Source organism: Sphingopyxis indica (assembly GCF_900188185.1).
Taxonomy (GTDB): Bacteria; Pseudomonadota; Alphaproteobacteria; order Sphingomonadales; family Sphingomonadaceae; genus Sphingopyxis; species Sphingopyxis indica.
In genome coordinates this window covers 30,194-54,906 of the sequence record NZ_FZPA01000015.1, presented here as the reverse complement: position 1 = coordinate 54,906, position 24,713 = coordinate 30,194, and the positions used below count along the sequence as shown (strand labels likewise).

At 63.5% G+C, this 24,713-nt stretch carries 37 protein-coding genes; 33 read left to right on the top strand and 4 right to left on the bottom strand.

Annotated features, from left to right (window positions below; all coding sequences use genetic code 11):
• Positions 1–2: 2 nt before the first annotated feature.
• The 9 genes from CHB69_RS16715 to CHB69_RS16675 all read left to right on the top strand — a co-directional run bounded on the left by CHB69_RS16715 (position 3) and on the right by CHB69_RS16675 (position 6,703).
• The gene (locus tag CHB69_RS16715) at positions 3–1,394 is read left to right on the top strand and encodes an anti-CBASS protein Acb1 family protein (RefSeq protein WP_089217084.1); all 1,392 of its coding nucleotides are present in this window, start codon (positions 3–5) and stop codon (positions 1,392–1,394) included.
• Positions 1,391–1,636 (top strand): hypothetical protein, encoded by a 246-nt coding sequence (locus tag CHB69_RS16710; RefSeq protein WP_089217083.1) that lies wholly within the window; start codon positions 1,391–1,393, stop codon positions 1,634–1,636. Before CHB69_RS16715 ends, CHB69_RS16710 begins: the two co-directional genes overlap by 4 nt.
• A gap of 9 nt (positions 1,637–1,645) precedes the next feature.
• Complete coding sequence (locus tag CHB69_RS16705; RefSeq protein ID WP_089217082.1) at positions 1,646–2,809, top strand: hypothetical protein; 1,164 nt, start codon at positions 1,646–1,648, stop codon at positions 2,807–2,809.
• Positions 2,806–3,258: a hypothetical protein gene (locus CHB69_RS16700; RefSeq protein ID WP_245836900.1), complete on the top strand. Its 453-nt coding sequence runs from the start codon at positions 2,806–2,808 to the stop codon at positions 3,256–3,258. Before CHB69_RS16705 ends, CHB69_RS16700 begins: the two co-directional genes overlap by 4 nt.
• Before the next feature lie 13 nt (positions 3,259–3,271).
• Entirely contained in the window at positions 3,272–4,324 is a 1,053-nt protein-coding gene (locus tag CHB69_RS16695; RefSeq protein ID WP_089217080.1) for a major capsid protein, read from the top strand.
• Positions 4,325–4,395: 71 nt separating this feature from the next.
• A complete protein-coding gene (locus CHB69_RS16690; protein WP_089217079.1) occupies positions 4,396–4,602 on the top strand; it encodes a hypothetical protein in 207 nt (68 codons plus the stop codon).
• A 3-nt stretch (positions 4,603–4,605) separates the two neighbouring features.
• Complete coding sequence (locus CHB69_RS16685; RefSeq protein ID WP_089217078.1) at positions 4,606–5,103, top strand: DnaT-like ssDNA-binding protein; 498 nt, start codon at positions 4,606–4,608, stop codon at positions 5,101–5,103.
• Positions 5,103–5,498 carry a hypothetical protein gene (locus CHB69_RS16680; RefSeq protein WP_089217077.1) on the top strand — a complete coding sequence of 132 codons (396 nt, stop codon included), beginning with the start codon at positions 5,103–5,105 and terminating at the stop codon, positions 5,496–5,498. Before CHB69_RS16685 ends, CHB69_RS16680 begins: the two co-directional genes overlap by 1 nt.
• Positions 5,495–6,703 carry a structural protein gene (locus CHB69_RS16675; RefSeq protein WP_141134030.1) on the top strand — a complete coding sequence of 403 codons (1,209 nt, stop codon included), beginning with the start codon at positions 5,495–5,497 and terminating at the stop codon, positions 6,701–6,703. The genes CHB69_RS16680 and CHB69_RS16675 overlap by 4 nt, the downstream gene beginning before the upstream one ends.
• Here the strand turns inward: CHB69_RS16675 and CHB69_RS16670 are convergent.
• A complete protein-coding gene (locus CHB69_RS16670) occupies positions 6,698–7,204 on the bottom strand; it encodes an HNH endonuclease (protein WP_170935612.1) in 507 nt (168 codons plus the stop codon). The two genes, CHB69_RS16675 and CHB69_RS16670, sit on opposite strands and share 6 nt — an antisense overlap.
• Before the next feature lie 151 nt (positions 7,205–7,355).
• On the opposite strand from CHB69_RS16670, the gene CHB69_RS20260 reads away from it, so the two are divergent.
• From CHB69_RS20260 to CHB69_RS16635, 8 genes are all read left to right on the top strand, one after another.
• The gene (locus tag CHB69_RS20260; protein WP_170935611.1) at positions 7,356–7,520 is read left to right on the top strand and encodes a hypothetical protein; all 165 of its coding nucleotides are present in this window, start codon (positions 7,356–7,358) and stop codon (positions 7,518–7,520) included.
• The gene (locus CHB69_RS16665) at positions 7,521–7,946 is read left to right on the top strand and encodes an HK97 gp10 family phage protein (RefSeq protein WP_212541944.1); all 426 of its coding nucleotides are present in this window, start codon (positions 7,521–7,523) and stop codon (positions 7,944–7,946) included.
• A complete protein-coding gene (locus tag CHB69_RS16660) occupies positions 7,946–8,389 on the top strand; it encodes a phage tail terminator-like protein (RefSeq protein ID WP_170935610.1) in 444 nt (147 codons plus the stop codon). Before CHB69_RS16665 ends, CHB69_RS16660 begins: the two co-directional genes overlap by 1 nt.
• A gap of 124 nt (positions 8,390–8,513) precedes the next feature.
• Positions 8,514–9,236, top strand: coding sequence for a hypothetical protein (locus CHB69_RS16655; protein WP_089217073.1), 723 nt, complete (start codon positions 8,514–8,516; stop codon positions 9,234–9,236).
• 75 nt (positions 9,237–9,311) lie between these two features.
• A complete protein-coding gene (locus CHB69_RS16650) occupies positions 9,312–9,725 on the top strand; it encodes a hypothetical protein (protein WP_089217072.1) in 414 nt (137 codons plus the stop codon).
• Positions 9,662–10,102: a phage tail assembly chaperone gene (locus tag CHB69_RS20820; protein WP_425442442.1), complete on the top strand. Its 441-nt coding sequence runs from the start codon at positions 9,662–9,664 to the stop codon at positions 10,100–10,102. The genes CHB69_RS16650 and CHB69_RS20820 overlap by 64 nt, the downstream gene beginning before the upstream one ends.
• The gene (locus CHB69_RS19855; RefSeq protein WP_141134028.1) at positions 10,103–12,646 is read left to right on the top strand and encodes a phage tail length tape measure family protein; all 2,544 of its coding nucleotides are present in this window, start codon (positions 10,103–10,105) and stop codon (positions 12,644–12,646) included. It abuts the gene before it with no gap.
• Between the two features lie 11 nt (positions 12,647–12,657).
• Positions 12,658–13,320: a hypothetical protein gene (locus CHB69_RS16635; protein ID WP_141134027.1), complete on the top strand. Its 663-nt coding sequence runs from the start codon at positions 12,658–12,660 to the stop codon at positions 13,318–13,320.
• A gap of 7 nt (positions 13,321–13,327) precedes the next feature.
• On the opposite strand, the gene CHB69_RS19850 is transcribed toward CHB69_RS16635, so the two are convergent.
• Positions 13,328–13,660, bottom strand: a complete 333-nt coding sequence (locus tag CHB69_RS19850; RefSeq protein ID WP_141134026.1) for a hypothetical protein — start codon at positions 13,658–13,660, stop codon at positions 13,328–13,330.
• Positions 13,661–13,685: 25 nt separating this feature from the next.
• Positions 13,686–13,877 carry a hypothetical protein gene (locus tag CHB69_RS16630; protein WP_089217069.1) on the bottom strand — a complete coding sequence of 64 codons (192 nt, stop codon included), beginning with the start codon at positions 13,875–13,877 and terminating at the stop codon, positions 13,686–13,688.
• 88 nt (positions 13,878–13,965) lie between these two features.
• On the opposite strand from CHB69_RS16630, the gene CHB69_RS16625 reads away from it, so the two are divergent.
• The 16 genes from CHB69_RS16625 (at position 13,966) to CHB69_RS16550 (ending at position 24,495) form a co-directional block, all read left to right on the top strand.
• Entirely contained in the window at positions 13,966–14,403 is a 438-nt protein-coding gene (locus CHB69_RS16625; protein ID WP_141134025.1) for a hypothetical protein, read from the top strand.
• Between the two features lies 1 nt (position 14,404).
• Entirely contained in the window at positions 14,405–14,995 is a 591-nt protein-coding gene (locus CHB69_RS16620) for a hypothetical protein (protein ID WP_089217067.1), read from the top strand.
• The gene (locus tag CHB69_RS16615; RefSeq protein WP_089217066.1) at positions 14,995–15,465 is read left to right on the top strand and encodes a hypothetical protein; all 471 of its coding nucleotides are present in this window, start codon (positions 14,995–14,997) and stop codon (positions 15,463–15,465) included. Before CHB69_RS16620 ends, CHB69_RS16615 begins: the two co-directional genes overlap by 1 nt.
• A 221-nt stretch (positions 15,466–15,686) precedes the next feature.
• Positions 15,687–16,346 (top strand): hypothetical protein, encoded by a 660-nt coding sequence (locus tag CHB69_RS16610; protein ID WP_089217065.1) that lies wholly within the window; start codon positions 15,687–15,689, stop codon positions 16,344–16,346.
• Positions 16,346–16,747, top strand: coding sequence for a DUF6950 family protein (locus CHB69_RS16605; RefSeq protein ID WP_141134024.1), 402 nt, complete (start codon positions 16,346–16,348; stop codon positions 16,745–16,747). Before CHB69_RS16610 ends, CHB69_RS16605 begins: the two co-directional genes overlap by 1 nt.
• 196 nt (positions 16,748–16,943) lie before the next feature.
• The gene (locus CHB69_RS16600; RefSeq protein ID WP_089217063.1) at positions 16,944–18,893 is read left to right on the top strand and encodes a phage tail protein; all 1,950 of its coding nucleotides are present in this window, start codon (positions 16,944–16,946) and stop codon (positions 18,891–18,893) included.
• A gap of 290 nt (positions 18,894–19,183) precedes the next feature.
• Positions 19,184–21,034 (top strand): hypothetical protein, encoded by a 1,851-nt coding sequence (locus CHB69_RS16595; protein ID WP_141134023.1) that lies wholly within the window; start codon positions 19,184–19,186, stop codon positions 21,032–21,034.
• A 3-nt stretch (positions 21,035–21,037) separates the two neighbouring features.
• Entirely contained in the window at positions 21,038–21,922 is an 885-nt protein-coding gene (locus CHB69_RS16590; protein WP_089217061.1) for a hypothetical protein, read from the top strand.
• Between the two features lie 18 nt (positions 21,923–21,940).
• A complete protein-coding gene (locus CHB69_RS16585) occupies positions 21,941–22,123 on the top strand; it encodes a hypothetical protein (protein WP_089217060.1) in 183 nt (60 codons plus the stop codon).
• Positions 22,120–22,326 (top strand): hypothetical protein, encoded by a 207-nt coding sequence (locus CHB69_RS16580; protein WP_141134022.1) that lies wholly within the window; start codon positions 22,120–22,122, stop codon positions 22,324–22,326. The genes CHB69_RS16585 and CHB69_RS16580 overlap by 4 nt, the downstream gene beginning before the upstream one ends.
• On the top strand, positions 22,323–22,904 hold the full coding sequence (locus CHB69_RS16575; RefSeq protein ID WP_089217058.1) for a glycoside hydrolase family 19 protein: 582 nt from the start codon (positions 22,323–22,325) through the stop codon (positions 22,902–22,904). Before CHB69_RS16580 ends, CHB69_RS16575 begins: the two co-directional genes overlap by 4 nt.
• Entirely contained in the window at positions 22,901–23,281 is a 381-nt protein-coding gene (locus tag CHB69_RS16570; RefSeq protein WP_089217057.1) for a hypothetical protein, read from the top strand. Before CHB69_RS16575 ends, CHB69_RS16570 begins: the two co-directional genes overlap by 4 nt.
• Positions 23,278–23,574, top strand: coding sequence for a hypothetical protein (locus CHB69_RS16565; protein ID WP_089217056.1), 297 nt, complete (start codon positions 23,278–23,280; stop codon positions 23,572–23,574). The genes CHB69_RS16570 and CHB69_RS16565 overlap by 4 nt, the downstream gene beginning before the upstream one ends.
• Before the next feature lie 33 nt (positions 23,575–23,607).
• Positions 23,608–23,793 (top strand): hypothetical protein, encoded by a 186-nt coding sequence (locus CHB69_RS16560; protein WP_089217055.1) that lies wholly within the window; start codon positions 23,608–23,610, stop codon positions 23,791–23,793.
• A gap of 2 nt (positions 23,794–23,795) precedes the next feature.
• Positions 23,796–24,227, top strand: coding sequence for a hypothetical protein (locus tag CHB69_RS16555; RefSeq protein ID WP_089217054.1), 432 nt, complete (start codon positions 23,796–23,798; stop codon positions 24,225–24,227).
• Positions 24,208–24,495: a hypothetical protein gene (locus tag CHB69_RS16550; protein WP_089217053.1), complete on the top strand. Its 288-nt coding sequence runs from the start codon at positions 24,208–24,210 to the stop codon at positions 24,493–24,495. Before CHB69_RS16555 ends, CHB69_RS16550 begins: the two co-directional genes overlap by 20 nt.
• Here CHB69_RS16550 and CHB69_RS20255 read toward each other — a convergent pair.
• Positions 24,492–24,665, bottom strand: a complete 174-nt coding sequence (locus CHB69_RS20255; protein WP_170935609.1) for a hypothetical protein — start codon at positions 24,663–24,665, stop codon at positions 24,492–24,494. The genes CHB69_RS16550 and CHB69_RS20255 overlap by 4 nt on opposite strands.
• Between the last annotated feature and the right edge of the window lie 48 nt (positions 24,666–24,713).

Here is a 24,713-nt window from a genome sequence, read left to right as displayed (position 1 = left end):
CCATGTCGAACGGCTCCATCATCGCCAACGCCTACGACCGAGGGCGCGATATGCTCCGGCGCATGTTCCCCTTCGCCTATGGGCCGAGCGCAAAGCACGACTTTGCGAAGGATTATGGGTGGCCGGACAATCTGGGTTTCGAGCAGCTCTACCGGCTCTACACGCGCTCGGGCCTCGCGGCCGCGGCGGTCGACAAGACCATCGGGAAGACGTGGCAGACCATGCCCGCGCTGTGGGAGAGCGAGAAGCCCGCCGAGAGCGCGGGCGAAAAGGCCATCGCCAAGCAGTTTGCGAAGAAGAACATCTGGCGCGCGCTTATGGACGCCGATCGCCGCAGCATGGTCGGAGAATATGCGGGCGCGATCATCCTGCTGCGCGATGGAAAGCGCCTCGACCAGCCCGTCGACCGCGTTCCGCGCGGTATCGAGAGCATCGCCGGCATCATCCCGGCATGGCAGGGGCAGCTGACGGTCACCGAATGGGACACGGTCGAGGGCAGCGAGACATACGGCGAGCCGGTCTATTTCCAGTTCGACGAGCAGGCGGTCGGCAATCCGCAGAACACCTCGAACAGCCAGGTGCGCATTCACCGCGACCGCATGCTGATCTGGTCCGACGACGGAACGCTCAATTGCCGCTCGGCGTTGGAGCCGGGCTTCGACGACGCCAGCGACGCGATGAAGATCAAGGGCGCGGGCGGCGAAGGGTTCTGGAAGTCGGCTCGCGGCGCGCCGATCATCGAATCCAAGGAAGGCGTGAGCCTCGAAGATATCCGCAAGGGCATGGGCGCATCGACCAACGATGAAGTTCTCGAAAAACTCAACGACAAGGTGGACGCCTTCAATTCGGGTTTCCACAGCGCGCTGATGATCGGCGGGTTCCAGACCAAGCCGCTGACCATCACCCTGCCGCAGCCGAAGGAGTTCTGGGAACCGTGCGTGCAGTCGTTCGCCGCGTCGATGGGCATCCCGTTCAAGGTGCTCGTCGGCAACATCACCGGCGAGCGCGCCAGCACCGAAGACAAGACCGAGTGGGCCGAGACCTGCATGTCGCGCCGCGAGAACCGCGTGTTGCCGATCCTGAACGAGTTCATCGATCGCCTCGTGGCGTGGGGCGTGCTCGACAAGAAGGACTGGACCATCGGCTGGACGTCGCTCCTCGAGGCGACCCCTGACGACAAGCTCGATCGCGCGGCCAAGATGTCGCAGATCAACCAGCAGGCTGGGACAGAGCCGGTCTTCCTCCCCGACGAGATCCGCGATGAGGCCGGGTTCAAGTCGGCGGACGAGGTCGAGGGGTTCGATGAGTTCCTGCGCGAGCGTGCCGAGCGCCAGCGCGCGATGGCTGAGGATGGGCCGGTCAACGATTTGCCTGATGATGAGGTGGTGGAATGATCCGCTGGTTCAAATCTCTGTTCGCTTGGCGTTTCGATCACCAGTCCGGCGCGTGGTCATACTGGATCAACGATGTAACCGAGCGCCGAGAAGCCCGCAGCGAAGGCGGATATTCCCCTCTCGACTGGGAATGGTTGCTGGCCATGGGGCTCGACGAGGAACGTAATCCGTTGATCGACGGCATCCCCGCATGGCGCAGTCGTTACCGCAACAGCCTGCCCGATGGCTGGGTCTGGACTTAGGAGAAAAGCATGTCCCGCACCGTCCGCGTCAATATCCGCAGCGCCGTCAACAACGCCGCTATCCGCCGCGAACGCCGCGACGGCCGCGATTACATCATCGTGCCGAGCGCCACGCTTCCCGACAATATCGTGATGAACGGCAGCATGGGGCGCGTGCGCTATCCCGCCGACGAGATCGCGAAGTCGTTCGCCAGCCTCGAGAACACCCCGGCGCCGCTCGGTCATCCGACGATCGAGGGCGCGTTCGTGTCGGCGAAGGACCCCGAAGGCCTCGCGCGCGGCTGGGTCGGCGCATGGAACCGCAATGTCCGCCGCGAGGGCGGCCGCGTCCACATGGACAAGGTGATCGACGTCGCGACCGCGAACCAGCTCGACGGCGGCAAGGCGATCCTGAGCGCGATCGAGAAGGGGGAGCCGATCCATACGAGCGTCGGCCTCTATTGCATGCTGACCGATGCATCCGATGACGACGCGGAGTTCGACGCGAGCGACATCGTTTTCGACCACGATGCGATTCTCTTGGGCGAGCAGGGAGCGGCCACTCCGGCGCAGGGCGTTGGCATGATGGTGAACGCCGCCAAGGATGCCGACGGCGAGAAAATCGACGTCATCAACTGCAGCCTCGCCGACGACATCGACCGCGATATCGGGTGGTCGATTGAAAGTATGTTGCGCGGCGTTGAACGGAAAAAACAAATTTCGTTGATCGAACGCATCAAAAAGACTATTACCGACATCGTTCAGGGCGACCCGACGCCCGAGGTGCAGGCCGATACAGCCCTTAACGGAGGCGACAAGACGATGGACAAAGAGCAGTTCGAAGCGCTGTCGGGGGAGGTGAAGACGCTGTCCGAAACCGTCGCCGGCCTCGACGACAAGATCGCAGCAGCGGTCGGCAACGCGGTGAAGCCGCTGACCGACGCGCTCACCGCGCAGGCGGAAGCAGCCAAGGCCAAGGCCGAGGAAGAGCACGCCGCTCTCGTCAACCAGGTCGTCGAAGCCGAGCTTCTGACCGAAGACGTCGCCAAGGAAGCGACCGCGCCGGTGCTCAACGCCCTGCTCGAAAAGGCGAAGGCCGCGGCCGGCGGACAGCTTCCCGCCCACCGCGTCAACAATGCGTTCAAGCCCAAGGGCGACAAGCCCGGCTTCACCGCTCCGAAGGGGGATGAATGATGGCGCGCTTCAACAAGATTTTCGTCGGCCCCGTGCAGGAAGTCTTGCCGCAAGTGCAGGAGCGTATCTGCGCCACCGCCGTCCTGCCGGGAACCGCGCTGATCGAAAGCGGCGCGAATTTCGCTCAGGCCGGCGCGTCCGCCGCGACCAAGGTCTATATCGCGCAGGACAATTACCTGACGATGAAGGGCGTCGATGACGCCTATGACGCCAATGATCGCGTCATCGGCATGGAGCCGCTCGACGAGCTGCTCTTCGCCGTGCGCGTCCCGACCGGAACGAACGTGGCGTCGGGCGCAAACCTGACCACGGATGCGAACGGAAAGTTCGTCGTCGCCACCACGGGCCAGCGCGTCATCATGATCGCCGAAGAGGCCTACAACAACACGTCCGGTTCCGATCAACTCGTGCTCGCGCGCAAGGCGCAGCCGGGCATCGTCGTCGCGTAAGGGGGTCTCTGACATGCGTTATTTCGATCAGCAGCTTATCGCGAACCATCCCCGCCAGCACGGCGCGTGGTGGGACGAACTCAGCGTCGTTCGCGAGCACTTCCATCAGACCGAGGATGGCCTTGCCGCGATCGGCAACGCCGCTGCAGTGCTGCCGCGCGATGCGTGGCTCGACCTCGACGGCATCACCCGCCGCGTCATGCGCGCCGACGAAGGTCAGGTCTGGATGGCCGACCTCATGCCGCTCGCCAAGCCGGTCAACATCGGCAAGCTCGTTCACCTGAACCGCGTCTCGTCGGATGCGGGCCGCGTCGTTCGCAGCATGTCGGGCCAGGTTCCGGTCACGCTCGACAAGGTGACCTACGACTATCGCGGCACGCCGGTCCCGATCTTCTCGTCGGGCTATGGCCGCGAATGGCGCGAATGGAACACGCTCCAGTCGGAGAACTTCGACGCGCTCGCCGACGATCAGGAAGCGATCACCGCGAAGATTCGCCGCGACAATGCGCTCTACGTCCTCGACGGCGACGCCAGCATCGTGGTGGAAGGCTATACTGCCTATGGCATTCGCACCTCGCCCTACTCGAAGTCGATCAACCTCGGCAGCGCGGTCGGCGGGGCGAATATCGACCTGACCTCGGATGCCACAACGTCCGACGCGATCGAAGCGTTCATCAACGGCCCGTTCGGCGCTCTGCTGGACGACAACTTCATTTCGGCGCCGGTCAACCTCTACATCTCGCCGGAAATCGCGCGCAACTGGGATCGCCCCTATTCGCTCGCAGGTGGGTTCAAGGGCGGCTCGCTCCGCGACCAGATCCTCGGCAATCGCCGCATCGCGAAGATCGAGGTGTCGTTCGAACTGTCGGGCAACGAATTTTTCTATTTCGTGCCCAGCGCCGAATATATCCGACCGCTGGTCGCGATGGCGACCTCGACCGTCGCCATGCCTCGCCTCCATCCGCGCGCGAACTATCAGTTCGAAGTCTGGAACGCGATGGGCATCGAGATTCGCGCCGACATCAACGGTCGGTCGGGCGTCGGATACAGCGTCGTAGTGAACTGATCGTCCCGCCAAGGGGGTCGCACAGGAGGGCGGGGCTTCGCGGCCTCGCCCTTTTTCGCAGGAGTAAAGGCATGAAAATCCGCATCACAGCAGGTGGCATCTATGGCGCCAACGGTGAAATTCCGATCGGAACGGAAATTGACGTGATCGAGGCACCCGTGAGTTGGGCCGGGCGCTACGAGATCGTCGGCAAGGAACCGGCGAAAGACGCGACGCCGGTAACCAACCCCGCCGCCGACAGTAAAAAGCCGATGGCGCGCAAGACCAAGGCCGACTGACCCATGGCGGCATATGGCGACGACGCGGGATTTGAAGCTTGGCTTGTCGAGCAAGGCTATGTGCTGCCTGACGATGCGCCCTCGCTTGCCGTCCTCCGCGCGCGGGGCAGCGTCTATGTCGATAGCTATGAGAAATTCTGGACCGGTCAGCGCACCGGGGGCGTGATGCAGGAACTTGGCTGGCCGCGCACCGGGGCAACCGTCAACTGCACCGCCCCTATCCCGGATGATGTGACCCCGCCCGCGGTGATCACCGCCGCCTATCGCGCGGCATGGCTGGATGCGGAAACGCCGGGCATCCTGAATGGCTCGGCGGGGACGTCGGGCTCGCGTGTGAAGCGGCAGCGTGTCGATACGATCGAGCGGGAATTCTTCGACGACGGCAAGGCCGAGATCGGCGGCGGGCCCTCCTTCATCGACAGCCAGATTGACGGCCTGCTCTCGCAATTCGTCTGCGACGATACGGGCGCCGCATTCCTCTGGAACCTGGGCGGCTGCTGATGAGCGAGTTCTATGCCGATATGCGCCAGATGGCGACGGAACTGCTCGCCCCGACGAGTGAGGGAGGACTGGGACAGGGCTCGATCGAGATCGTCCGCGAAGTCCCCGGCGCGCCCGGTGCGAACCCTTGGGACCCTCCCGCGCCCTCGACCTATGCTCGCATCCCCCTCGATGGCGCGGCGCGCGGCGTTGCGAAGGAACTGATCGGCGCACCCGTCGAAACGGGCGGCCAGATCGTCGCCACGGATTTGATGGTGATCGTTTCGGTTTGGGGCGGAGCCTATGAGCCGGGCGACGTGCTCGAAATCGACGGCGCTCCTGTGACCGTGCTGAAGGTCGACAATATCCCAGCCGCTGGCCCGCCTTGTGCCATCCGCTTCGTCGTGAGGCGGTGATGGACGACGACCTGCTCGACCTCATCGCCAAGCTCGAGCCCGCGCTGGCGATTGCCTTCCTCGCGGCCATTGCCAGCCTGCGCGCGGGCATCAACTATCCGCTGCTCCTGACTGCCCTTCGCAACGGCGACATCGACGGCGCGATCTACGCGCTCAACATCGACCGCGGCGCCTTCGGAGCCTATGTGATCGAGCGGCAGTCGGCCTTCGCTCAGGCTGGAGCCACCATCTCGGAAGCGCTGACAAAGGACCGCATCGCCTTTTTCAAGCGCCGCGACCGGGAACCGAGCATCCGCAGTCCTGCGCTTCCGCCCGCCGAGCTTGAGCCGGTCGGCCCGTCCGGTCCTCTGACCCCGGCGCCGCCTGCACCGCCGACGCTCACCGCGCCCGGTGGCGGCGAACTGCATTTCAGATTCGATATGACGAACCCCCGCGCCGAGGCCCGCATCCGAACCGAAGCGGCCGCTCGCGTCACCGGTTATGTCGACGAGCAGATAGAGACCGCGCGCCGCGTCATCGCCGACGGCTTCGCGCGCGGAGACGGACCGCAGAACATCGCCACTGACATCGCCGGGCGCATCAACCCGATCAGCGGGCGGCGGCAGGGCGGCATCGTGGGCCTGTCCGATCCGCAGGCCGGTTACGTCGATTCGATGCGCGCGCGGCTGCTCTCGGGCGATCCCGACGAAATGGCCAAGGTGCTCGGCAGCTTCGACAAGGACGGCAAATGGAAGCCCGGCACAGGCATGACGCTGCGCGACCGGCGCTATGACGGCGCGATCAAGCGCGCGATCGCTGCCATCGCCAAGGGCAAGCCGAACCCGCTGACCCGTGACAAGATCGACGAGATGACTGCGAAATATGCCGACCGGCTGCTTGCCCGGCGCGCCGAGGACGTCGCCCGCACCGAAACCGCGCAGGGCGTGATGATGGCGCGCGCGGAAGCGACGGCGCAGGCGCTCGATCGCGATGCGCTTGACGATCAGGCGGTCGAGAAGACCTGGCGGCACCTTGGCGGCATCGACGACGCGCGCGACACGCATCTCGCCATGCACGGCCGCTCGGTCACCGGCCTGACCATGCCGTTCATCCTGCCCGATGGATCGGTGATGCAGCACGCACACGATCCTGCCGGCGGCGCGAAGAACAATGTCAACTGCCGATGCGGCACAGATTTCATCATTGATTGGAGTTGGGGTCTATGAGGCCCTGACGAATGCGCCATATTCTCGAATAGCCACAGCTTCGTAGGCCGAAGCCGCTTCTTCTCGCGTTGCGAAGCTTCCGATATGTCGGTTGCGGATCCTTGCATTCCAGCGACGGCTATTCTCGCACCACGTTACACCTCGAACACCACTGACGTTATCGCGGCGCAGTCCGGTGTTCATGTTGTTTTGAGAGCGGGTGGCCTCCCGCAGATTTGCAAGACGATTATCACTTGGGTCGCCGTTGATATGGTCGATATCGCCTTTCGGCCAATAACCATGAACGATGGTCCAAATGACCCGATGAGCGTAAACCCTGTGGCCGCAGATTTTGCCGCGCCGGTATGTAAGGCGGTCGCTTGCATGATGAATTGAGAACGCTTCCGCGCCCGCCGGTGCCCGGTTGCTGAGCGATGCTTTCCAAAACAGCTTCCCCGTCTCGGGCTCATACCTGAGCAGTTGACGCAATTCTTCTGGCGAGGGTAGTGGGCGATTAGCCATGACGTGATCTCCATACGATCCGTTGCGGTCAGGGCCGGGTGATGTTGACGCATCATTCGGCCCGTTCTCCATATCACGATGGTTGCTTTTCGCAAAACCTGATTGCTTCCGCACGCAACATTATTGCGCTATGGTAGCGGAAAGGAGACTGATGATGAGCTGCCTCGAATGTGAAGAGAGACGCCGCAAGCTCCGCGACGCGATCCTGCGGGGGAAAATGGCCGAAGCGGCCGTGCATGTCGTTGCCGGGGTGCGCGAGATGGTCGCCCCCGCGCCGAAACCCGAGACCAAGCGCCGGGCGCGCCGAGCGAAGTAAATGGGCTGGACCGGCACCGATCCTTCGAAATGGGCGGACCAGAGCGACCGCATGTTGACCGCGCTGTTGCGCAATAGCGTGCAGGCCTTGGCGAAAGAGGCATCGACGACGATCCCGAATGGCGGTCGAGTTCCGGTGCGGACCGGCAATCTGGCGCGCAGCGTTGTTGTCGATACGAAACCCCCGACGGTGATCGAAGGGCTGGCGACCGGCGATTATTCGCTCGGCATTGCTGCGATCGTGCCGGGCGAGCCGATATTCATCGGGTGGCAGGCGCGTTACGCCCGCAGAGTTAATTATGGATTCGTCGGCGTCGATTCATTGGGCCGGTCGTTTAATCAAAGTGGAGCCGGGTTCGCCGAAGCCGCCGCGGCGAAATGGCCCGCGATCGTGCAAGCCGAAGCGCAAAAACTGGGAGGCCGGTAATGCCATCGATCCAAACCAGCGACTGGATGGCCCTCAAGTCCCGCATCGACACGCTCGTCACCGATCCCGCGATGCAGCGGTTCGAGCCCGGCGCCATCGCCACCCCGCCGAGCGACGCGAATGGACCCGCGCCATATATTCTGCTCTCCGATGTCCAGAACGATCCGCAGCGTGTCGGCCTCTCCGCGCGCGCCAATGTCGGCGTCGACCATATTCGCTCGGGCACGCTGCTCATATCTGTCCAGTGGCCCATCGCGCGCGCCGTCACGCATACGCAGCTCGTCGAGATCGCGGGGCAGATCGCGGCGCATTTCCCCGCGGACACCTGCATGACCTTCGGCGCCTCGCGGCTGCGCACGACGCAGGATGCGGCGGCGCTGCAGCCCTTTGTTGAGGGGGCCTATCGGGTTGCCGTTGTGCGGGTGTTCTGGTCGTCGATGTAGCTGGCGCTTCACTCTAGCGAACGAATAAAAGCCCTCTGCGCAACATTATTGCGCCAATCCCACATCTGTTGTAACGTTCGGCCACTTGGAACCGCCCCGATGCGGGCAACAGGAGCGCCGAACCATGGCATTGCAGGCTGTCGCAGGGTCGAAAATCTATATCGGGACGCGCGTCGCGCCCAAGGGCACGGTGGCGCTTTCCGATTTCACCGCGCAGGAAAGCGAGTGGACCGAGATCAAGGGATGGACGCAATCGGGCTCGCTCGGCGATACCCAAAACCTCATCTCGCAGGACTTCATCGACGAGAACCGCACGCGCCAGATCAAGGGCACCCGCGTCGGCGCATCGATGGAAAACACCTTCGCCCCGATGCCGAGCGATCCCGGACAGATGAAATTCATCGCCGCGATCGACAGCTGCTCGCCCTATGCCTTCAAGGTCGAATGGGGCGCCGGATGCGCATCCGAGGGCGAGGTGACGATCAGTGTCGCCAATCCCGGTATCGTGACATGGCCCGATGGTCACGGCCTCGAAGCCGGATCGCCCGTCATGTTCACACCGACCGGCGGCGATCTCCCGACCGGCCTCTTGCCCGACACCGTCTATTATGTTGTCGAACCCATCACCCCGACGACTTTTGCCGTTGCCGCCACGCCGGGCGGCGCCGCGATCGAAACCACTGTTGCCGCGACCGCGACGTCGATCACCGCCACGGCCCAGCCCGCGGGCTCCACCGACCTGTTCTTCGGCCTCGCCATGCCGGGCGCAAAGCAGGGCGGCGCCGCCAACACGCCGCTTCTGCGCACCTGGTCGATCCAGGTTGACAGCAATATTGTCGAGATTTGAACAAGCTAAGGGCGTCGGCCTGATCGGGGTCGGCCGTCGCTCTTAGACCCCGAACTGACCCCCGCGAGACCAGACATGGACATTGCCAACCTCAACAAGAAGGCGGACCTCAGCGAAGGCGAATGGATCGACGATATCCCCGACATGGAAGGGGTGCGCTTCAAGGTCCGCAGCACCAATTACAAGCCCTTCCGGGTCGCAACCGCAGGGCTCGCGCGGCGCAGCGGCAAGAAGCTGCGCACCGACGAGGGCGTCGTCAACTATTCGATCACGGCCGGCAAGGCGCTCGCCGAGCATATCCTGCTCGATTGGGATGGCGTCACCGAAGGCGGCAAGCCGCTGAAGTTCGATGGCAAGAAGGCACTCGCGATCCTGACTGCCGACGACGACTTCGGCATCGGCGAAACCTTTCGCCGCGGCGTCGAATATGCTGGCGATCAGGTCGCGGACCGGGTTGCCAAGAAGGCCGAGGAAGCGGCGGGAAACTGACGGCGGCCCTGCGCTGGTCGCTCGATCATCACGACGAGTGGAAAGCAGCGAAGGAAAAGGCCGATGCCGAAGATGCTGATATCCCCGAAGCGCTGGAACCGCCCGAGATCATGGACGGCTTCGGCGGCTGGTATGACGACTTCTGGCGCCTCTCGACCGAGAGGCAAATCGGCATGGGGGTCGGCCCCATCCCGCAAAGCGCGATCGACCGGCATGTCGCCGGGTGGAGCGATGAGGACGCGGACATGTTCGAGTTCTGCATCCGCGAGATGGACGGGGTCTTTCTGATGCGCGCGAACAAGACCGAGGAAGCCCCGGCGCCCGGCAATCCCATGGAAGCATTTCGCAGCGCCACCGCCGCGCGCAGGGGCAAATAGATGGACGTGGCAGCGCTCAGTATGTCGGTGGATTCGAGCGGGGTTGTCAAGGCGACCGCCGACCTCGACAAGTTCTCCGCGTCCGCTGACAAGGCGAGCGCGGCGGCGTCCAAGGTGTCCGGATCGGGCCGCACCGCCAAGCTGGGGCAGGACTATGAGCGGGCCGCGCGGGCCGCTGACAAAGCCTCCGGCAGCATCATGCGGATTGCGCAGACCGCCATGAAGGCGGACGCGGCCATGCGTGCGGCAAACGACAACACGGGCCGGTCCTTCGCCAGCGCCAGCGCCCATGTCGAGGCCTATCGCAAGCACCTCGCCGCACTGCCGACCGCGGCGAACCAGGCGGCCGCCGGCATCGGGCGGGTGTCGAAGGCCGTCGCGACCAGTGCCGGGGCGATCAAGGCGAATACCGGCAATATCGCGGCGCAGTTTCAGGATATCGGCGTCACGGCGGCAATGGGCATGTCGCCGCTTATGATCGCGCTTCAACAGGGAACGCAGCTTTCGGCGGTTTTCGCCGCGTCGGGGCAAAGCGCCTTCAAGGCGATCGGCAGCGCGATTGGCCAGGTCATCAACCCGACAGCACTGTTGACGATCGGCCTTGTCGCCGCCGCCGCCGCGCTCGTCCAGATGGTCGACTGGGGCAAGCTGGCGCAGAGCGCGATGCTTGGCCTCGCGGACATATTGGAGACGATCGCGCCCTATGCCGTCGCCGCGGCGGGCGCGCTGGCGCTGCTCTACGCCCCGTCGATCGTCACCGGCATCGCGACGGTGACCAAGGGCTTCGTCGGCATGGCGGCGTCGATGCTTGCGCTCATCCCGATTCCCGTCCTGATTGTCGCCGGCCTCACTGCGATCACCGCGGCGGCCGTGCATTGGCGCGACGATCTCACCCGGATATTCGGCACCGACATCGTGGCGGCCGCCAAGAGCGGCATCAACTACATCGTTGGCGGCTTCGTCGGCGCCTACAATGCGGTCCGCGCGACATGGGCCGATCTCCCGGCAGCGATCGGAGATGCGGCGATCACGGCGGCAAATCGCGTCATCGACGCCACGAGCGGCATGGTGAACCGGGTGAAGCAGGAGCTGAACGACCTGTTCGTCCTGCGCGACACCGAGACCGGCAAAACGCGGCGCCTGTTCAACTTCGACACGCGCTCGAGCCTCGGGCGCATCGCCAACCCCTATGCTGGCTCCGCTGCCCGGGTCGGCGGTGTCGCTGCCGATGCCATCCGGTCCGCCCAGAGCGTCGATTATGTCGGCAAGGGCATCGACGCCGCGCGCGGGCTCGGTCGCATGGGTGCAGACGCCCTGCGCGGCCTCGCCGGCAGTCTCGGCGCCGATGGCGCGGCCGGAAAGGGCGACAGCGCAGCTGGACGCGCTGCGGCGATCAGCGAGGAAGCGCGGGCGCTGCAGGAACGCAACCGGGCGACCGAGGCCTATATCGCGAGCCTCACCGACGAGGTTGCCAGGATCGGCCTCAGCGACGAGGCGCTGCGCAAGTACGAGGTCACGCAGGCGCTCTCGCGCGCGACGACCGACAAGCAGCGCGAGGCGATCGAAAAGCTCAGCGCCAAGCGCGAGGAAGGCCTCAAGGTGCTGCGCCAGCAGCAGGAGGTCGAAGCCGCACAGAAGCAGCTCGCGGCCGTGCGCAGCAACATGGTGAACGGCATCGACATCGAGCTGGCGACCATGGGCATGGTCGGCGAGCAGCGTGAGCGCGAGATACTGCGCATTCAGCGCCAGATTGAAATGACCGACCTTCTGACGAAAATCCAGAAGGCGGAGGCTGACGGCAATGTCGCGCTCGCCGACACTTATCGCCAGCTTGCCGAGGCAATCGATGAGAAATACGCCAAGCAGATGCGGGCGCTCAGCGGACGCGAGACGATCGAGCAGATGCGGGAGCTCAACAGCATCATGACGCGCGGTGTCGAGAGCCTGAATAACGGGCTGGTCGATGCGATAATGGGCACGAAGTCACTGGGCGACGTGTTCAAGCAAGTGGCGAACCAGATCATCGCCGACCTGATCCGTATCGCGATCAGGCAATTGATCGTGAACACGCTCATGAAGGCGCTTGGGTTAGGGGGTGGCGGCAGCTTCCTAAGCGGCCTCTTCGCGGACGGTGGCGCGTTCGGCACGGCTCAGCAATACGCCCGCGGAGGCGCCTTCGATCGCGCCCAGCGGTTCGCCAATGGATCTGCATTCACGAACAGCGTCGTCTCGACGCCGACCCTGTTCAAATTCGCCAACGGGTCGAAGTTCGGCGAGATAGGCGAGGCCGGTCCCGAAGCGGTCATGCCGCTCACTCGCGGCCCCGATGGAAAGCTCGGGGTTCAGTCGCACGGTAGCGGCGGTAGCCGTCCGACAATCGTTTTCAGTCCGCAAATCGTAAACGAGAACAAGTTCGAGGGGGCCATTGGGGTGGACAGCTTGGTAGCCATGAACCGGCAGATGGGCGAAATGACGAAAGAGCAAATTCGGCGCGAGTTGCAGTCAATGCTTGCTCAATTGGACGCAGATGGAACTCTCATCTGAGGGGGATGGCGATGAAAATCTACCAGTTCCCGACCTTCCGCATCGAGACGCAGCTCTTCCACACGCCCGGCGCGGGCTACGACGGCGGCCTCACCAGCGGCGGCGCGCAGTTCATCACGCCGGAGCCCGGCGGTTTCGGTGTGCTCGAAATTGCGCCGGCGATCATCGACACCGAATGGGATGCCCCTCTCGCGTCATGGGTCATGTCGAAGATCGGCGGGCAGATCTTCCGCGTGCGCCTCGCGCCGTCGCCGCAGATCGCCTACAGCCGGCGCCGCGGTATGGCCGCCGTGCCGTGGGACAATGGCCAGACGTGGTCCAATCAGGAGAATTGGGACGGCGACTTCACCGGCACCTATTCGGCTGCCGCGCTCAAGGGCACGCTTGAGGTCCAATTCGACCTCACCGGAGTTGGACCGATCGTGTCACCAGGCCATGTGATAGGCCACGCTTACGACTGCTATCTCATCGACGAAATCAGTTATGCCGGCGACATCGCGACCGCGACGGTGACGACGCCTCTGCGCCGTGACTTCGCGCCGGGTGACAACTGCTATCTGCGACCGTGGTTCACCGGGCGGATAAGCAACGGTTCAGATGTTAGAGCGCCATACAACAACTTGGGCCATCTCCGCCCGGGGAATATCGTGTTGTACGAGGCGCTTGTAGCATGAGCGCGTTCTAGAACGCTCGCTTTGGCGCGTCCTGCATCTTGCATTTCCCAACATCGGGAAATTCCCTATCGCCGATATGCTTCACGCGACGCAGCGAAAGGTCAACCCTGCTTAGCGTGTAGCTGAGATTCAAGGCGCCAGGACTGGACCATTTGACCTCTGTTGGTGAAAATATGGCAGGGCGCCGCTCCATAAATCCGGTTGACTGCACAAGTGTCGTGACTTGACCATTTGCTTCGTCTGCGGTCACATCTAATGCTGCGGGGCCATTAGGAAAGCCGCAGAGCAAATAAGTTGGCGCTTGGGTCGCAGCTACCAGTGAGATTGCGGCAAGAATCATGACCCCTCCTTGGGAGGGAGAAGACCTACTCGGCTTCAAGCCCCTTTTCAACCAGGCGACGGACGGCCTCAGGGCGTGAGGGTAAATCGTCCTGTTCGCGTCGAAAGCCATCGATCGCGTCGAGCATTGATCGCTCGAATCGGACATTGACGGCCTCGGAATCGACCGGCGGCCTGCCCATCCTTTTTGATTTGTTGGCGCTATTATCTGTTGACATGCTGATTTCATAGCGTCATAATGTTCGGGCGGCAAGGGAAATCCTACCTTCCCCGCCGCCCTAACCGAAACGATCACTGGAGGATCGCATGGCTACCGCATCTTTATCGACTCCACCCGACGTCTGCAATGAAGCGGCGTGGAACACCCTCATGTCACTCTACCTGTCGGCCAAGGCGGCGGCAGATGAATATGAACGCAAAAAGCTCAAGCCGCTATCAGACGAGCGAGGGCGCATCTGGCCGGATATCATCGCGAAGTGCGATCACGAGATGGCCGCGCAAGTCCGCTGGGACAATCAGAGCGGCTATGGCGAAGTGGTCGACGAATTTCAGGCTCTGATCGACATCATGTGCGAGCGGGAGGACGCTTTGATCGGGTTCCCCGCCCCGAACCTGCCGGCGCTTAGCTGGAAGCTCGAAAAAATCCTCGAGCCCAATCACGACAGCACGCCTTGCTGGAACATGTCCTATGTCCGGCAGACGATCGAAGATCATCGTCGGCTGCTGAATGGAACGGAGGCCTGATATGGTCACGAAATCCACCGCAGCAATCGAACTGCCGCCGCTGAATATCCAGACGGTGACGTTCGTTCTCGTCGGCGACAGCCCCCTCATCGTCCATGCTTGGAGCGAAAAGGCGAAGCGCCAGATGCTCGACAAGCAGATGAAGAAGGCGACCAAGGCCAGGGAAGCAAAAGACCCTGAGGCTGACTATGAGGCGTGCTTCTACAAGACCGAAGCCGGCGCGTATGGCTTCCCCGCGATCGGCGTGAAGGCGGCGATGGTGTCGGCCTGCCGGTTCGTTGATGCGAAGATGACCGTCATGCGCGGCGCCTTCCATATCGATTGCGAAATGCTGGAAGTGATCGGCGAGCCTCGCCCGCGCGAAGACATGGTGCGGGTCGGCATGGGCACGGCGGACATTCGATATCGCCCCGAGTTCGTGGACTGGCGCATTCCGGTGACGATCAAGTTCAATGCCAGCGTCATCAGCGCCGAGCAGATAGCGAACTTGCTGAACGCGGCGGGATTCGGCGTCGGAATCGGCGAGTGGCGACCGGAAAAGAACGGCAGTTATGGCCGTTTCCACGTCGCCACCAGCGAAGAGTCCGAATAATGGGCATGGTCTATCAGTGGAAGCCGGGATCGGTGCATCGCATCGACCCACAGGCGGCGGGCGAGGAAATGGAGCGCATCCGGGTTCGTCAGAACGGTCGGCTGGAAGCGGTAGACGTGGTTCGCGAAAGCCGCGATCCCGAGGCGCCACTTCACGATGAATTTGAGTGGGACGACGCCAAGGCCGCGGACGCTCACCGCGTCACTCAGGCTATGGCGATGATCCGGCATATCACCGTACTGACACCGAAGCGTAGCGGTGAGGACGCGCCGATCCGGGCCTTCGTATCCGTTGTCCGCGATACAGATCGCAGTTATACATCAACCGCCCACGCTCTCTCTGACGCTGAGCTTCGCCAGCAAGTGTTGGATCAGGCATGGCGTGAACTGGAGGCGTGGCGCAATCGTCATGCAGAGCTGACCGAGTTAGCGGAGATTTTCGCGACTATCGATCAGGCTCGGGCCGCCTGAAAGGGTCCGAAACATGGCAGGCTAGGCAAGGCAAGTTCTGGCGGGGCCAGGCGTGGTAAGGCCCGGTGGGTCAAGACATGGCAGGCTAGGCGGGGTGCGGAGAGGCTTGGCCGGGTAAGGCGAGTCGTGGCACTGCAAGTCCAAGGAAGGGCGGCTCTTCGGGGCCGCCCTTTTTGCTCTCGAAACTTGCGTAAAGTTACATCTAGACGTAATTATCGTGCGTGAGCGAGTTCTACGACCAGATTGACGAGGTTCTCGGTGAGGCCAGCGATGTCACCGACATCGTAGCGACCGTCCGCAAATGCTGGTTCTACGATTTTCTCGACGACCCCGTGCGCCTGTGGGATGGGCAGGGCAATTTCATCGACGCGAACGGCAACGAATGGCTTGGAACCGTCGATGCGGGCGGCGGAAATCTGCATAAGACTCCCGCGCTTCAAGATGGTCGCGACGGGACCAGCGCGAGTTATAATTTCAGCCTCACGATACCGCAAATTCCCGGCGAGGATGTGCTTGCCCTCTATAACCAACTCAAGGCAGATCAGTCGAAAGTCTATGGCCGGACGCTGACCTGCTATCTGGTCCTGTTCAAAGAGGGTGAGGGGCTGCGCCCGAACACGCCGATCAGCTTCTACAAGCAGATGACGATGTTCTCGCCCAAATTCGACGAGACCATATCCCGGAATGCGGCGGGAACCGTGGTGAGGTCCTATGTCGTGTCGCTGGTCGCCAAGGACAGCAATCATGGGCGATCGGATACGCCGGATCGCAGCTACGCCGACACGATGCAGAAGCGCCGCGCGCAACAGCTAGGCGTGTCGGTGGATCGCGGGTCCGAATATCTCGCCCTGCTCGCCAACCGCACATACCAGGTGCCGTGATGGACGTCGTTGACGAGACGCTGCGGGAGTGGCGCGCGGGCACGTTTGTCTATGGCCAGTCGGACTGCATGTTGTCGATCGGGCGCTATCTTGCTCTCACAGGTCACGCCGATGTGACGGGGCGGTTTGTTGGCCGCTACGATACGCATGAGGGCGCGCAGGCGATGATGGAAGCGCATGGCGGTGTCCCCGGCCTCATGGCGCTGGCTGGGGCGCTAGCCAAGGATGGGACACCTGCGCGTGGGGACGTGATCGAGGTTTCCTATCAGAGAGGAGGCCGGGATTGCGGCATCGGCGCCCTCTGCACTGGCGACAGCGTTGCCCTGCGCCTTGAGCGGGGAATGATCGAATTGAGGATGGGGCTGATTCAATGCCGGGGGGTCTGGCATGGCAGTCGTTAAGAAAATCGTTGGCCTGGTGGCCATAGCCGCGCTTACATATTTTACCGTAGGGGCGACCGGATTTGCTGCGCAGTTAGCTACACAGCTTGGCGCGTCTGCCACTGGCTTCGTGGCAACACTTATCGGCTCAGTCATTATCGCAGCAGGCACATACATTATCCAATCAGTGCTTGGAACGGGACGCGGCGCGCCAGACATGGAAGCCGGTAAGGTCAACGTCCGCATTCCAGAGCCGCCCCGCTGGCTGAATGCCGGTCGAGCACGCCAAGGCGGCGCCGCGCTGTTCGGCGAGTACGACAGCCAAGGCCGCTGGTGGATGCTGATCGTTCACAGTGACTCCATCCTGCATTCGCCCTATTCCTATTCCCTCGACGACGAGCCGGTCACGCTCGACGGGTCAGGCTACGTCTACCAGAAGGAATTTCGGCTAAAGACCAACAAGGCGAAAGACCCCGCCGAGACCGATGGTGAAGGCAAGGGCTATATCCGCATCTGGACGACGACCTATAGCGAGAGCGATCCGACGCCGGCTCGGATATCCGCTCTCGACAGCGAGTTTCCGTCGAAATGGACCAGCGATCACCGGCTTGTCGGCACGACCTTCAGCGTTGTTTGCATGGACGCGCTCGACATCGAGCATCGCTACAAGATCTATCGCTGGCGCGGCCCGTTCAACCTTGGAGAACCGGCGCTCAGCCTCGTGGGCGACTGGGACAATATGTACGACCCTCGCGACGAGACGCAGACGCTCGGCGATCGCACGACCTACAAGCCGAGCCGCAATGCCGCGCTCGTCTGGGCATGGTTTCGCACCCATCCCTTCGGCCGGGGCAAGCCCGAAAGCGCGATCAACTGGGACATGATCGCGGAGCAAGCCGATATCTGCGATGAGGACGTCACCGGCATCGAGGGCACGCAGCCGCGCTACGAGGCCGGCGTCGCGATCGTCGACAGCAAGCGCCGCGCCGATGCCGAGAAGGAAATCCTGCTGGCGTGCGACGGGCAGATCGTGTTCGACGAAGACGGCAAATCGTGGGTGCGCGTCGGCCACTGGTACGACCCGACGCTGAGCTTCAGCCGCAATCGTGACATCATGGCCATGTCCAGCATGGAAGCCCAGGACGGCGAGAGCGAGACTCAGGGCGTCATCGTGCGCTATATCGATCCGGCTGCGAATTACACGGTCCAGCCTTCGGCTGCATGGATCAACCCGCTCTATTACGACCCGCTGACGACCCCGAAATTCCTCGTCGTCGATATTCAGGCCTGCCAGAACCACAACCAGGCGATGCGGCTCGCCAAGGGCATCGGAATGCGCTCGCAGCCGCGGCACAAGATCGGGCCGACCGTGAACCTGCGCGGGCTGCGCGCGCGTCAGGAGCGCATCGTCGCGATCAATTACGACAACACCTTTGCCGGAGATTACGAGATCGCAACACCGGTCGAGCTCGACGGCGCCGGCATCTTCACCGGATTCGGGGCGGTGCCGATCAATTCGAGCCGCTGGACGCTGCTCGAGGGCGAGGAACAGCCGAAGCCGGTTGTCGACGGGACCGCAGGCACGATCAGCTTTCCGGCCATATCGGGTGAGACCGTCTATTATTCGGAAGGCGCGATCCGCATCGACTTCCCGGCGCTGCCGCGCGACGACGCGACCTATGTCGCCGAATATATCCGCACCGCCGACATCACCGGCAGCGAGAACGATCCATGGACGTCGATGGCGGTCAACGTCGACACCGCGCTCAGCGGCCCGGTGCAGGGCGGTGTCAGCTATACCGTGCGCTATCGCTATGTCACTGGTTCGGGTCGTGGCCCAGCATGGGAATATGACGTCGTGACCCCGGAAAACCCGATGTCGCCGCCGACCGAGCTTTCGGCGACAGGTGGCGTCGGCGAGGCAGAAGTGACGTGGCGCAATCCCACCGATGCCGCGCTCGCCTATGTCATCCTCTACCGCAACACCGTCGACGACTTCGGCACGGCCTCGGACATCTCGGGCGAACTGGTCGGCGGGCTCGGGCAGGTGATGAGCGTCACCGACGACAGCCTGAGCGCGGGCACGTATTATTTTTGGGTCGTGGCCTTCAACGCCGATGACACGCCGTCGAGCCCGATCGGCAGCGTCAGCGCGGTGGTGACCTGATGGCCCTTCGTCCCAAGCGCATCGCCGGCGCCGTCCGCAAGGATGGCAAGCTCATCCCGATCGAAGAGGGCGAGGCTGTGCCGCCGCCGAAGGATGACAGCGCCGGATGACGGCTTTCCGATAATTTCGGCGCGCTTGTCGATTGTTGCGTGTGCGTGTATGACAGCGCAATATTCTTACAAAGGTGAGCTATGGGCGCCGTCGAAACAGCCAGAGACGCACTTTTCGGCAATCCTCCGAAACCCGATTTCGAGCCTTCGCGCGAAGGGCTTCTGGCCGCGATCTCTGAATTGCAGGAAAATATCACCGGCATCGTCAGCGGGATCCCGGCCTATGCGACGGTCACCGAGCTGCCGGCGGTGACCACCGACGATAACGGCAAGCAGGCTCGCGTCTATGCGGACGGCGACCCGGCCAACAATACCTTCTGGATCGTCCAGTCGGGCGCGTGGCAGATCGACACATCGTTCGCCGATTCCCTTGAAACCGCAATCCAGCCCCTCGTCGACGAAGCCGAAGCCGCCGCCGCATCGGTGTCCGACATCGTGCAGAAGCAATCGTCGGAAATCCCTTCTGTCGCGATCACCGACGAAGACGGCAACGCGGCGATGACGGTCTCGGCGACGAAGGTTGATCACCCCGATATCAACCAGATCCGCAGCGATTCCCTGACCGCGGGCGGCAGTCTCGTGCGGCAGGCCGGCGCCGACCGTCTCGCCATCACTGACGAGGAAGGCAATGCGCTTGCCATCTTCGACCTCGCCAACCCCAGCGGCGGCGAAGGATCGGGCGCACCGGCCTCGACCTATGATATCGAGCCGTCCGCGTGGTCCTATGGCGACAGCGATGCCTATAGCCGCGAAGCCAACCTCGAATCGGCGGCCTATCTGTTCGTCATCTTCGGCCAGTCGAACGCGATCGGCACCAACAACGACGCCGATGCCCTGATCTCGACGACGCCGACCTATGCCGACAATGCCCTTATGCTCGGGGCCTCGCCCCGCGTGACGACCGGCGGCAACAGCCTGACCTCGCTCAAGGAAGTCTCGTCGGGATCGCTCAAGGAAACCGCCGTCTCGGCCATGGTGAACCACTTCATCCGCGAGCATGACGACACCTTCAGCGCGCTGCCGACCGTCGTTGGCTTTGCCGCGGGCGTGGGCGGTCAGCCGATGATGGCGCTGAAGCGCGGCTCCGACGGCTACGAGGCGATGCTGGCTGGCGTCGACGATGCCGTGACCGGCCTTCGGGAGCGCGGGTTCCGCAAGATCACGACCGTTGTCAGCTGGATCGGCTCGGAAGGCGATGCCGACAAGTTCTTCGGCATGAACGCTGGCTGGTGGACGACAATGGCGCAGGCGTTTTTCCGCGGCGTGCAGCAGGACATCATGGAGCGCACCGGAGAGGCCACCGCGCCGATCGTCGTGCTACAGCCCATCTCCTACAATCCCGACAGCCTCAACGGCTCGGTTCCGCTGCCCTCGGGCGGTTCGGCCGTGCTCGACCTCTGGGACGCGCCCGTGCTGCGCGGCATGATGGCGCTCGATGGCGTCGACAATATCCGCGTCGCCCCGCCCGCCTATGCCTATCCGCATTCGACGGCTGGCGGTGATGTGCTCCACCGCAACAACACCGGCCATTACTGGTGCGGGCTCAACCTGGCCAAGGTCGCATGGGCGGAACTGATCGGCACCGGATGGCGCGGCTGTCGCCCGTCGCGCACCGACAAGCCCTATTTCGCGACCGCGACGCAGATCGTCATCCCGTTCGATACGCAGGGCGGCGGCCCGGCTTCGGGCGGCGGCGATGACGGAACCGCGCTCGTGCTCGACACCAGCGGCGATTACGTCACGACCATTACCAATCACGGCCTCGAGTTCGACGATGGCAGCGGGTCGGCGCCGTCGATCTCGGCTGTTTCCGTCGATGGCCGCAACCTCGTCATCGACCTGTCCGGTGCCCCGACTGGCCTTCGCCCGCGTGTCATCGGCGGGATGACGCCCAGCACGGCCGATGGCGTCGGCCCGGTGACGGGGCCGCGCACGACCATCCGCGACAAGTTCGGCTGGACGCCGATCCACAGCGGCGCCGGAACCGACCCGATCTACGACTTCGCCTTGCCCTTCGTTTTGGAGCTTTGACCCATGGGAACCCTTCGCCTGATCGTGCCCGATAGCGGCAACGCCTTCGAAAGCCTCGGCCTCGGCAACTTCGCGACGCCGTTCCGGGTCAAGCCCTATGCGCTGTACCCACTGGCCACCGACCTGCTCGAACCGGGGCAGAGCATCGGCGACGACATCTGCGGCGGCGCCGATCTCGTCGCGGTCGGCACGCCCACGAATGGTGCCAAATATTCCTCGCTTACCGGCGCCAACTATTACAAGACGCCCTTCGACGGCACGACGGCGCAGGCATCGGGCGACGACAGCGGCCTGACCTATATGGCGGTCTTCAAGTCGCCGCCGAACGCCGACCCGACGCTGGCGCCGACCACGACCTCGCACCTGGTCGGGAACTATGACAGCACCGCCACCATCTTCGGCGGGTCGTCGCTTATCTCGCGCACGGGAACGGGCAGCGGCGATATTCAGGGCATCCAGTCGGTTGCTGGCGGCGGGTCGGGGCAAAGCGGGTCCAACGTCATCGCGACCAACGCCGATCCCTACCGCGCCGACCACTGGACCTTCGCAGCGCTTCCTGTTCCGAACGGCGCCATCCTGCGGCCGTGGAAGGGATGGAGCGCTTACACCCCCGGCACCGTGGCCGGAAACACCGGTATCGTCACCGGCGATCTCGGCGACGCCTTCCCGCTGACACAGGCGGGCGCATCGGGCTCGACGACGGCCATCGCGCGCGACGGCGGGCAGGCGATCGGCATCGGCGGCGATCCGTGGAGCGGCAACTACAACACCGGAACCGCGCACATCATGTTCGCCGGCGTCTGGAACCGGGCACTTTCGGCGTCGGAGATCGCGACGATCTTCGCCGATGCGAAGGCGTGGGTCGATTCCATCGGCGAAGTGCTTTGATGCGGCGCGGATAGGACCATGACCGGCCTCAACAACGAAGCCCAGATGGCGATGGTCATCGCCCTCATCGCCGGCCTCCCGCTTGGCCTGTTCGTGTCACCATGGTGGCTTCTGCTCTGCGCGCCTGCGGTGCTGTGGCTGTCCGGTTTGGCGGTGGCATTTGTCATGCTTCGGGCCGGGAAGGGGGCGAAGCTGTGGTGAGTATCCTCGAACAAGTCGAGCGCGACGCGACGGCTGCGGCGGACGAACGCTGGCGCAATCATGTCGCGCAACTGGAGTTCGTCCACGGCGAAAATGAATATTGGCGGGGGCTCAGAAGCGGCCTCGCGCTGGCCCCGAGCCGGTGGCGTTGGTGGCTGTTCGGTCTCGCGTGCGGGGCTGCGATTGTGGGAGTGCTGGTATGATCGACGCGAAAAAGCTGCAAACCGCGCTCGGCGTGACCGCTGACGGCATCATCGGGCGCAACACCTATCGCGCTTTGTTCGCTCGCTTCGGCGCGGCGCCTGAACGGGCAGGGGAGCTTGCACTGTCGGCGAACGTCCACTTCCCGGCCTATGGGATCATGGACAGCCCGCTTCGCCTCGCTCACCTCATGGCGCAGCTCGTCCACGAAAGCGGCGGGTTCCGCTACATGGAAGAGATCGCCAGCGGTTCGGCCTATGAGGGGCGCAAAGACCTTGGCAATGTCATCCCCGGCGACGGCAAGCGCTACAAGGGCCGTGGGCCGATCCAGATAACGGGCCGCGCCAACTATCGCACCTATGGCCAGCGCATCGGCATCGACATCGAAAACCATCCCGAGATTGCCGCAGTTCCGTCGATCGGCCTGCATCTGGCGCTCGAATATTGGAAGCGCAACGGGCTCAACACCCTCGCCGATGCTGACAATGTGCGCGGCATAACGAAGCTGATCAACGGGGGATTCAACGGGCTGGGCGACCGTGAGGCGCAGCTCGTGAAGGCGAAGGAGTTGCTTGCGTGACCGGACAAGAGGCGAACGGCATCATCGCGGCGATCCTGCTCGCGCTCGGGGTGGCCGCCCCGGTGCCCGAGTTCACAGGGGGGATGCTGCTCGCGCTTGGCGCCGCCTATGCGGTGCGGGCCTTTCGCGGAGCGGAGACGCGCAAGGGAATCGTCCTGTCGCTGTTCGCGGGAGCTTTCTTCGCGTTGCTCGCGGCGGGCCTGCACGAAGCGACGGCGGGCGTCTGGCTGTGGGGACAGCTCAGCATTCAGGCGCAGATGGCCGTTTCCGGCGGTCTCTCGCAATCGCTCGCCGAAGGGTTCGTCGCATTCGGGGGAGGGCTCAAGGACTGGCTGGCCAAACTGCCGGGGGGCTTCGGCAAAGGAGCCGACCGATGAATATCGCGATACAATTTGTGCTGGCGCTCGCATCAGGCGCGATGGCGCTCGTGACCTGGCACGAGTCCATGCCGAAGGTGATAACGCTCAGGGGCCGCTGGAACGGCTTCTGCGAATGGGTGCTCGGGCTGGCGCTCGCGCTTCTGTCCCCGGCATTGCTCGATAACGCGATGCGCGGCGTCGAGGCCGGATGGCATTTCATCGGCGCCGACATAGCGATCGTCGCCTATGCCTTCTGCCGCTTCCGCTGGCTGCGTTCGCAAAGTTCCGGGAGCTGGAAATGCTCGGCCTGAACCACCCCTTCATCATCGCAAAGGAGACGCGAAATGACGACCAAGGTAACTGTTGACGCCCATGCCGGCTGGCCGGTGGAGGTGACGCTTCGCGAAGGCGAGCCAGACTATCAGAAATCGGCGCACATTGTCGTCGTCGAACCCGGCGGAAAGACAGACTTCTATATCCATAGCGGCCTCGAAATTCTCGGCGTCCGCGAAATGAAGCGGAAAGAGTAGAAATGCCCATCAGGCTGCTCTCGATCCTGTCCGGCACCGGCAAGCTGTTCCGCAAGGCGTTCGAGTGGATCGCCGATGATCCATGGCGGTTGTTCGTCATCGTCGCTGCCGTGCTGGCGTTCATGCTGTGGCGCGCGGACGGGATGGCGGACAAACTGCAATTCAAACTCGACCGCGAGATCGCAGCCCATGCGGAAACGCTCAAGTCGGTCAAAACCCTCTCCGACGCGCTCGAGCAGAAGAACGCCGAAAGCATGGCAAGGGCAAAGGCCCTGGAGGACGCCCGCTCCGAGGCCGCGCAGGCGCAAGCGGCCGCTGACAGGCGGTATCGGTCCACTCAGGCCCGCATCGACGTCCTGCGCGCCGCCGTGGGGCAAAATGAGGGGGTATGCGATACCCCGGGGGAGGTGACGGATGCGCTGTCGGGTCTTTAGCATCGCCGCGGCGCTCGCGCTGGCGGGCTGCGCGCACGAACAGGCCGGCGTCCGCGTCCAGACCGTTGAGGTCGTCAAGGAAGTGCAGGTGCCGTGCCCGGTAGAGGTTCCGGCGCGACCCGCACCAATCGGAGCGCTGCCATCGGATGCACGCGATGCGCTGCGGATCGTCGGCGCCAAGCTGCTCGAATATGCGGGGCCGGGCGCCTATGCCGACAGGGCGGACGCAGCGCTGAGGATTTGCACTGCGGAGCGTTTGCCAGACTAGAAATCCAGCGTCCGCTCGATCCCGGCACCCTCGCTTATCCGGTCAAGCTCGATCATCTTCTCCGTGAACTCGGAGACAAGCCGCGCGGTCTCTTTCGGACATCGTTGCTCGCAACGGCGCCATGATGCGGCAAGGGCTGGCGGCATGTTCGGGGGCGTCATGTTGACCATGCGGCATCGTTGCGCGTTGCGGAGGTGTTCGCAATGATTCGTTGGCCG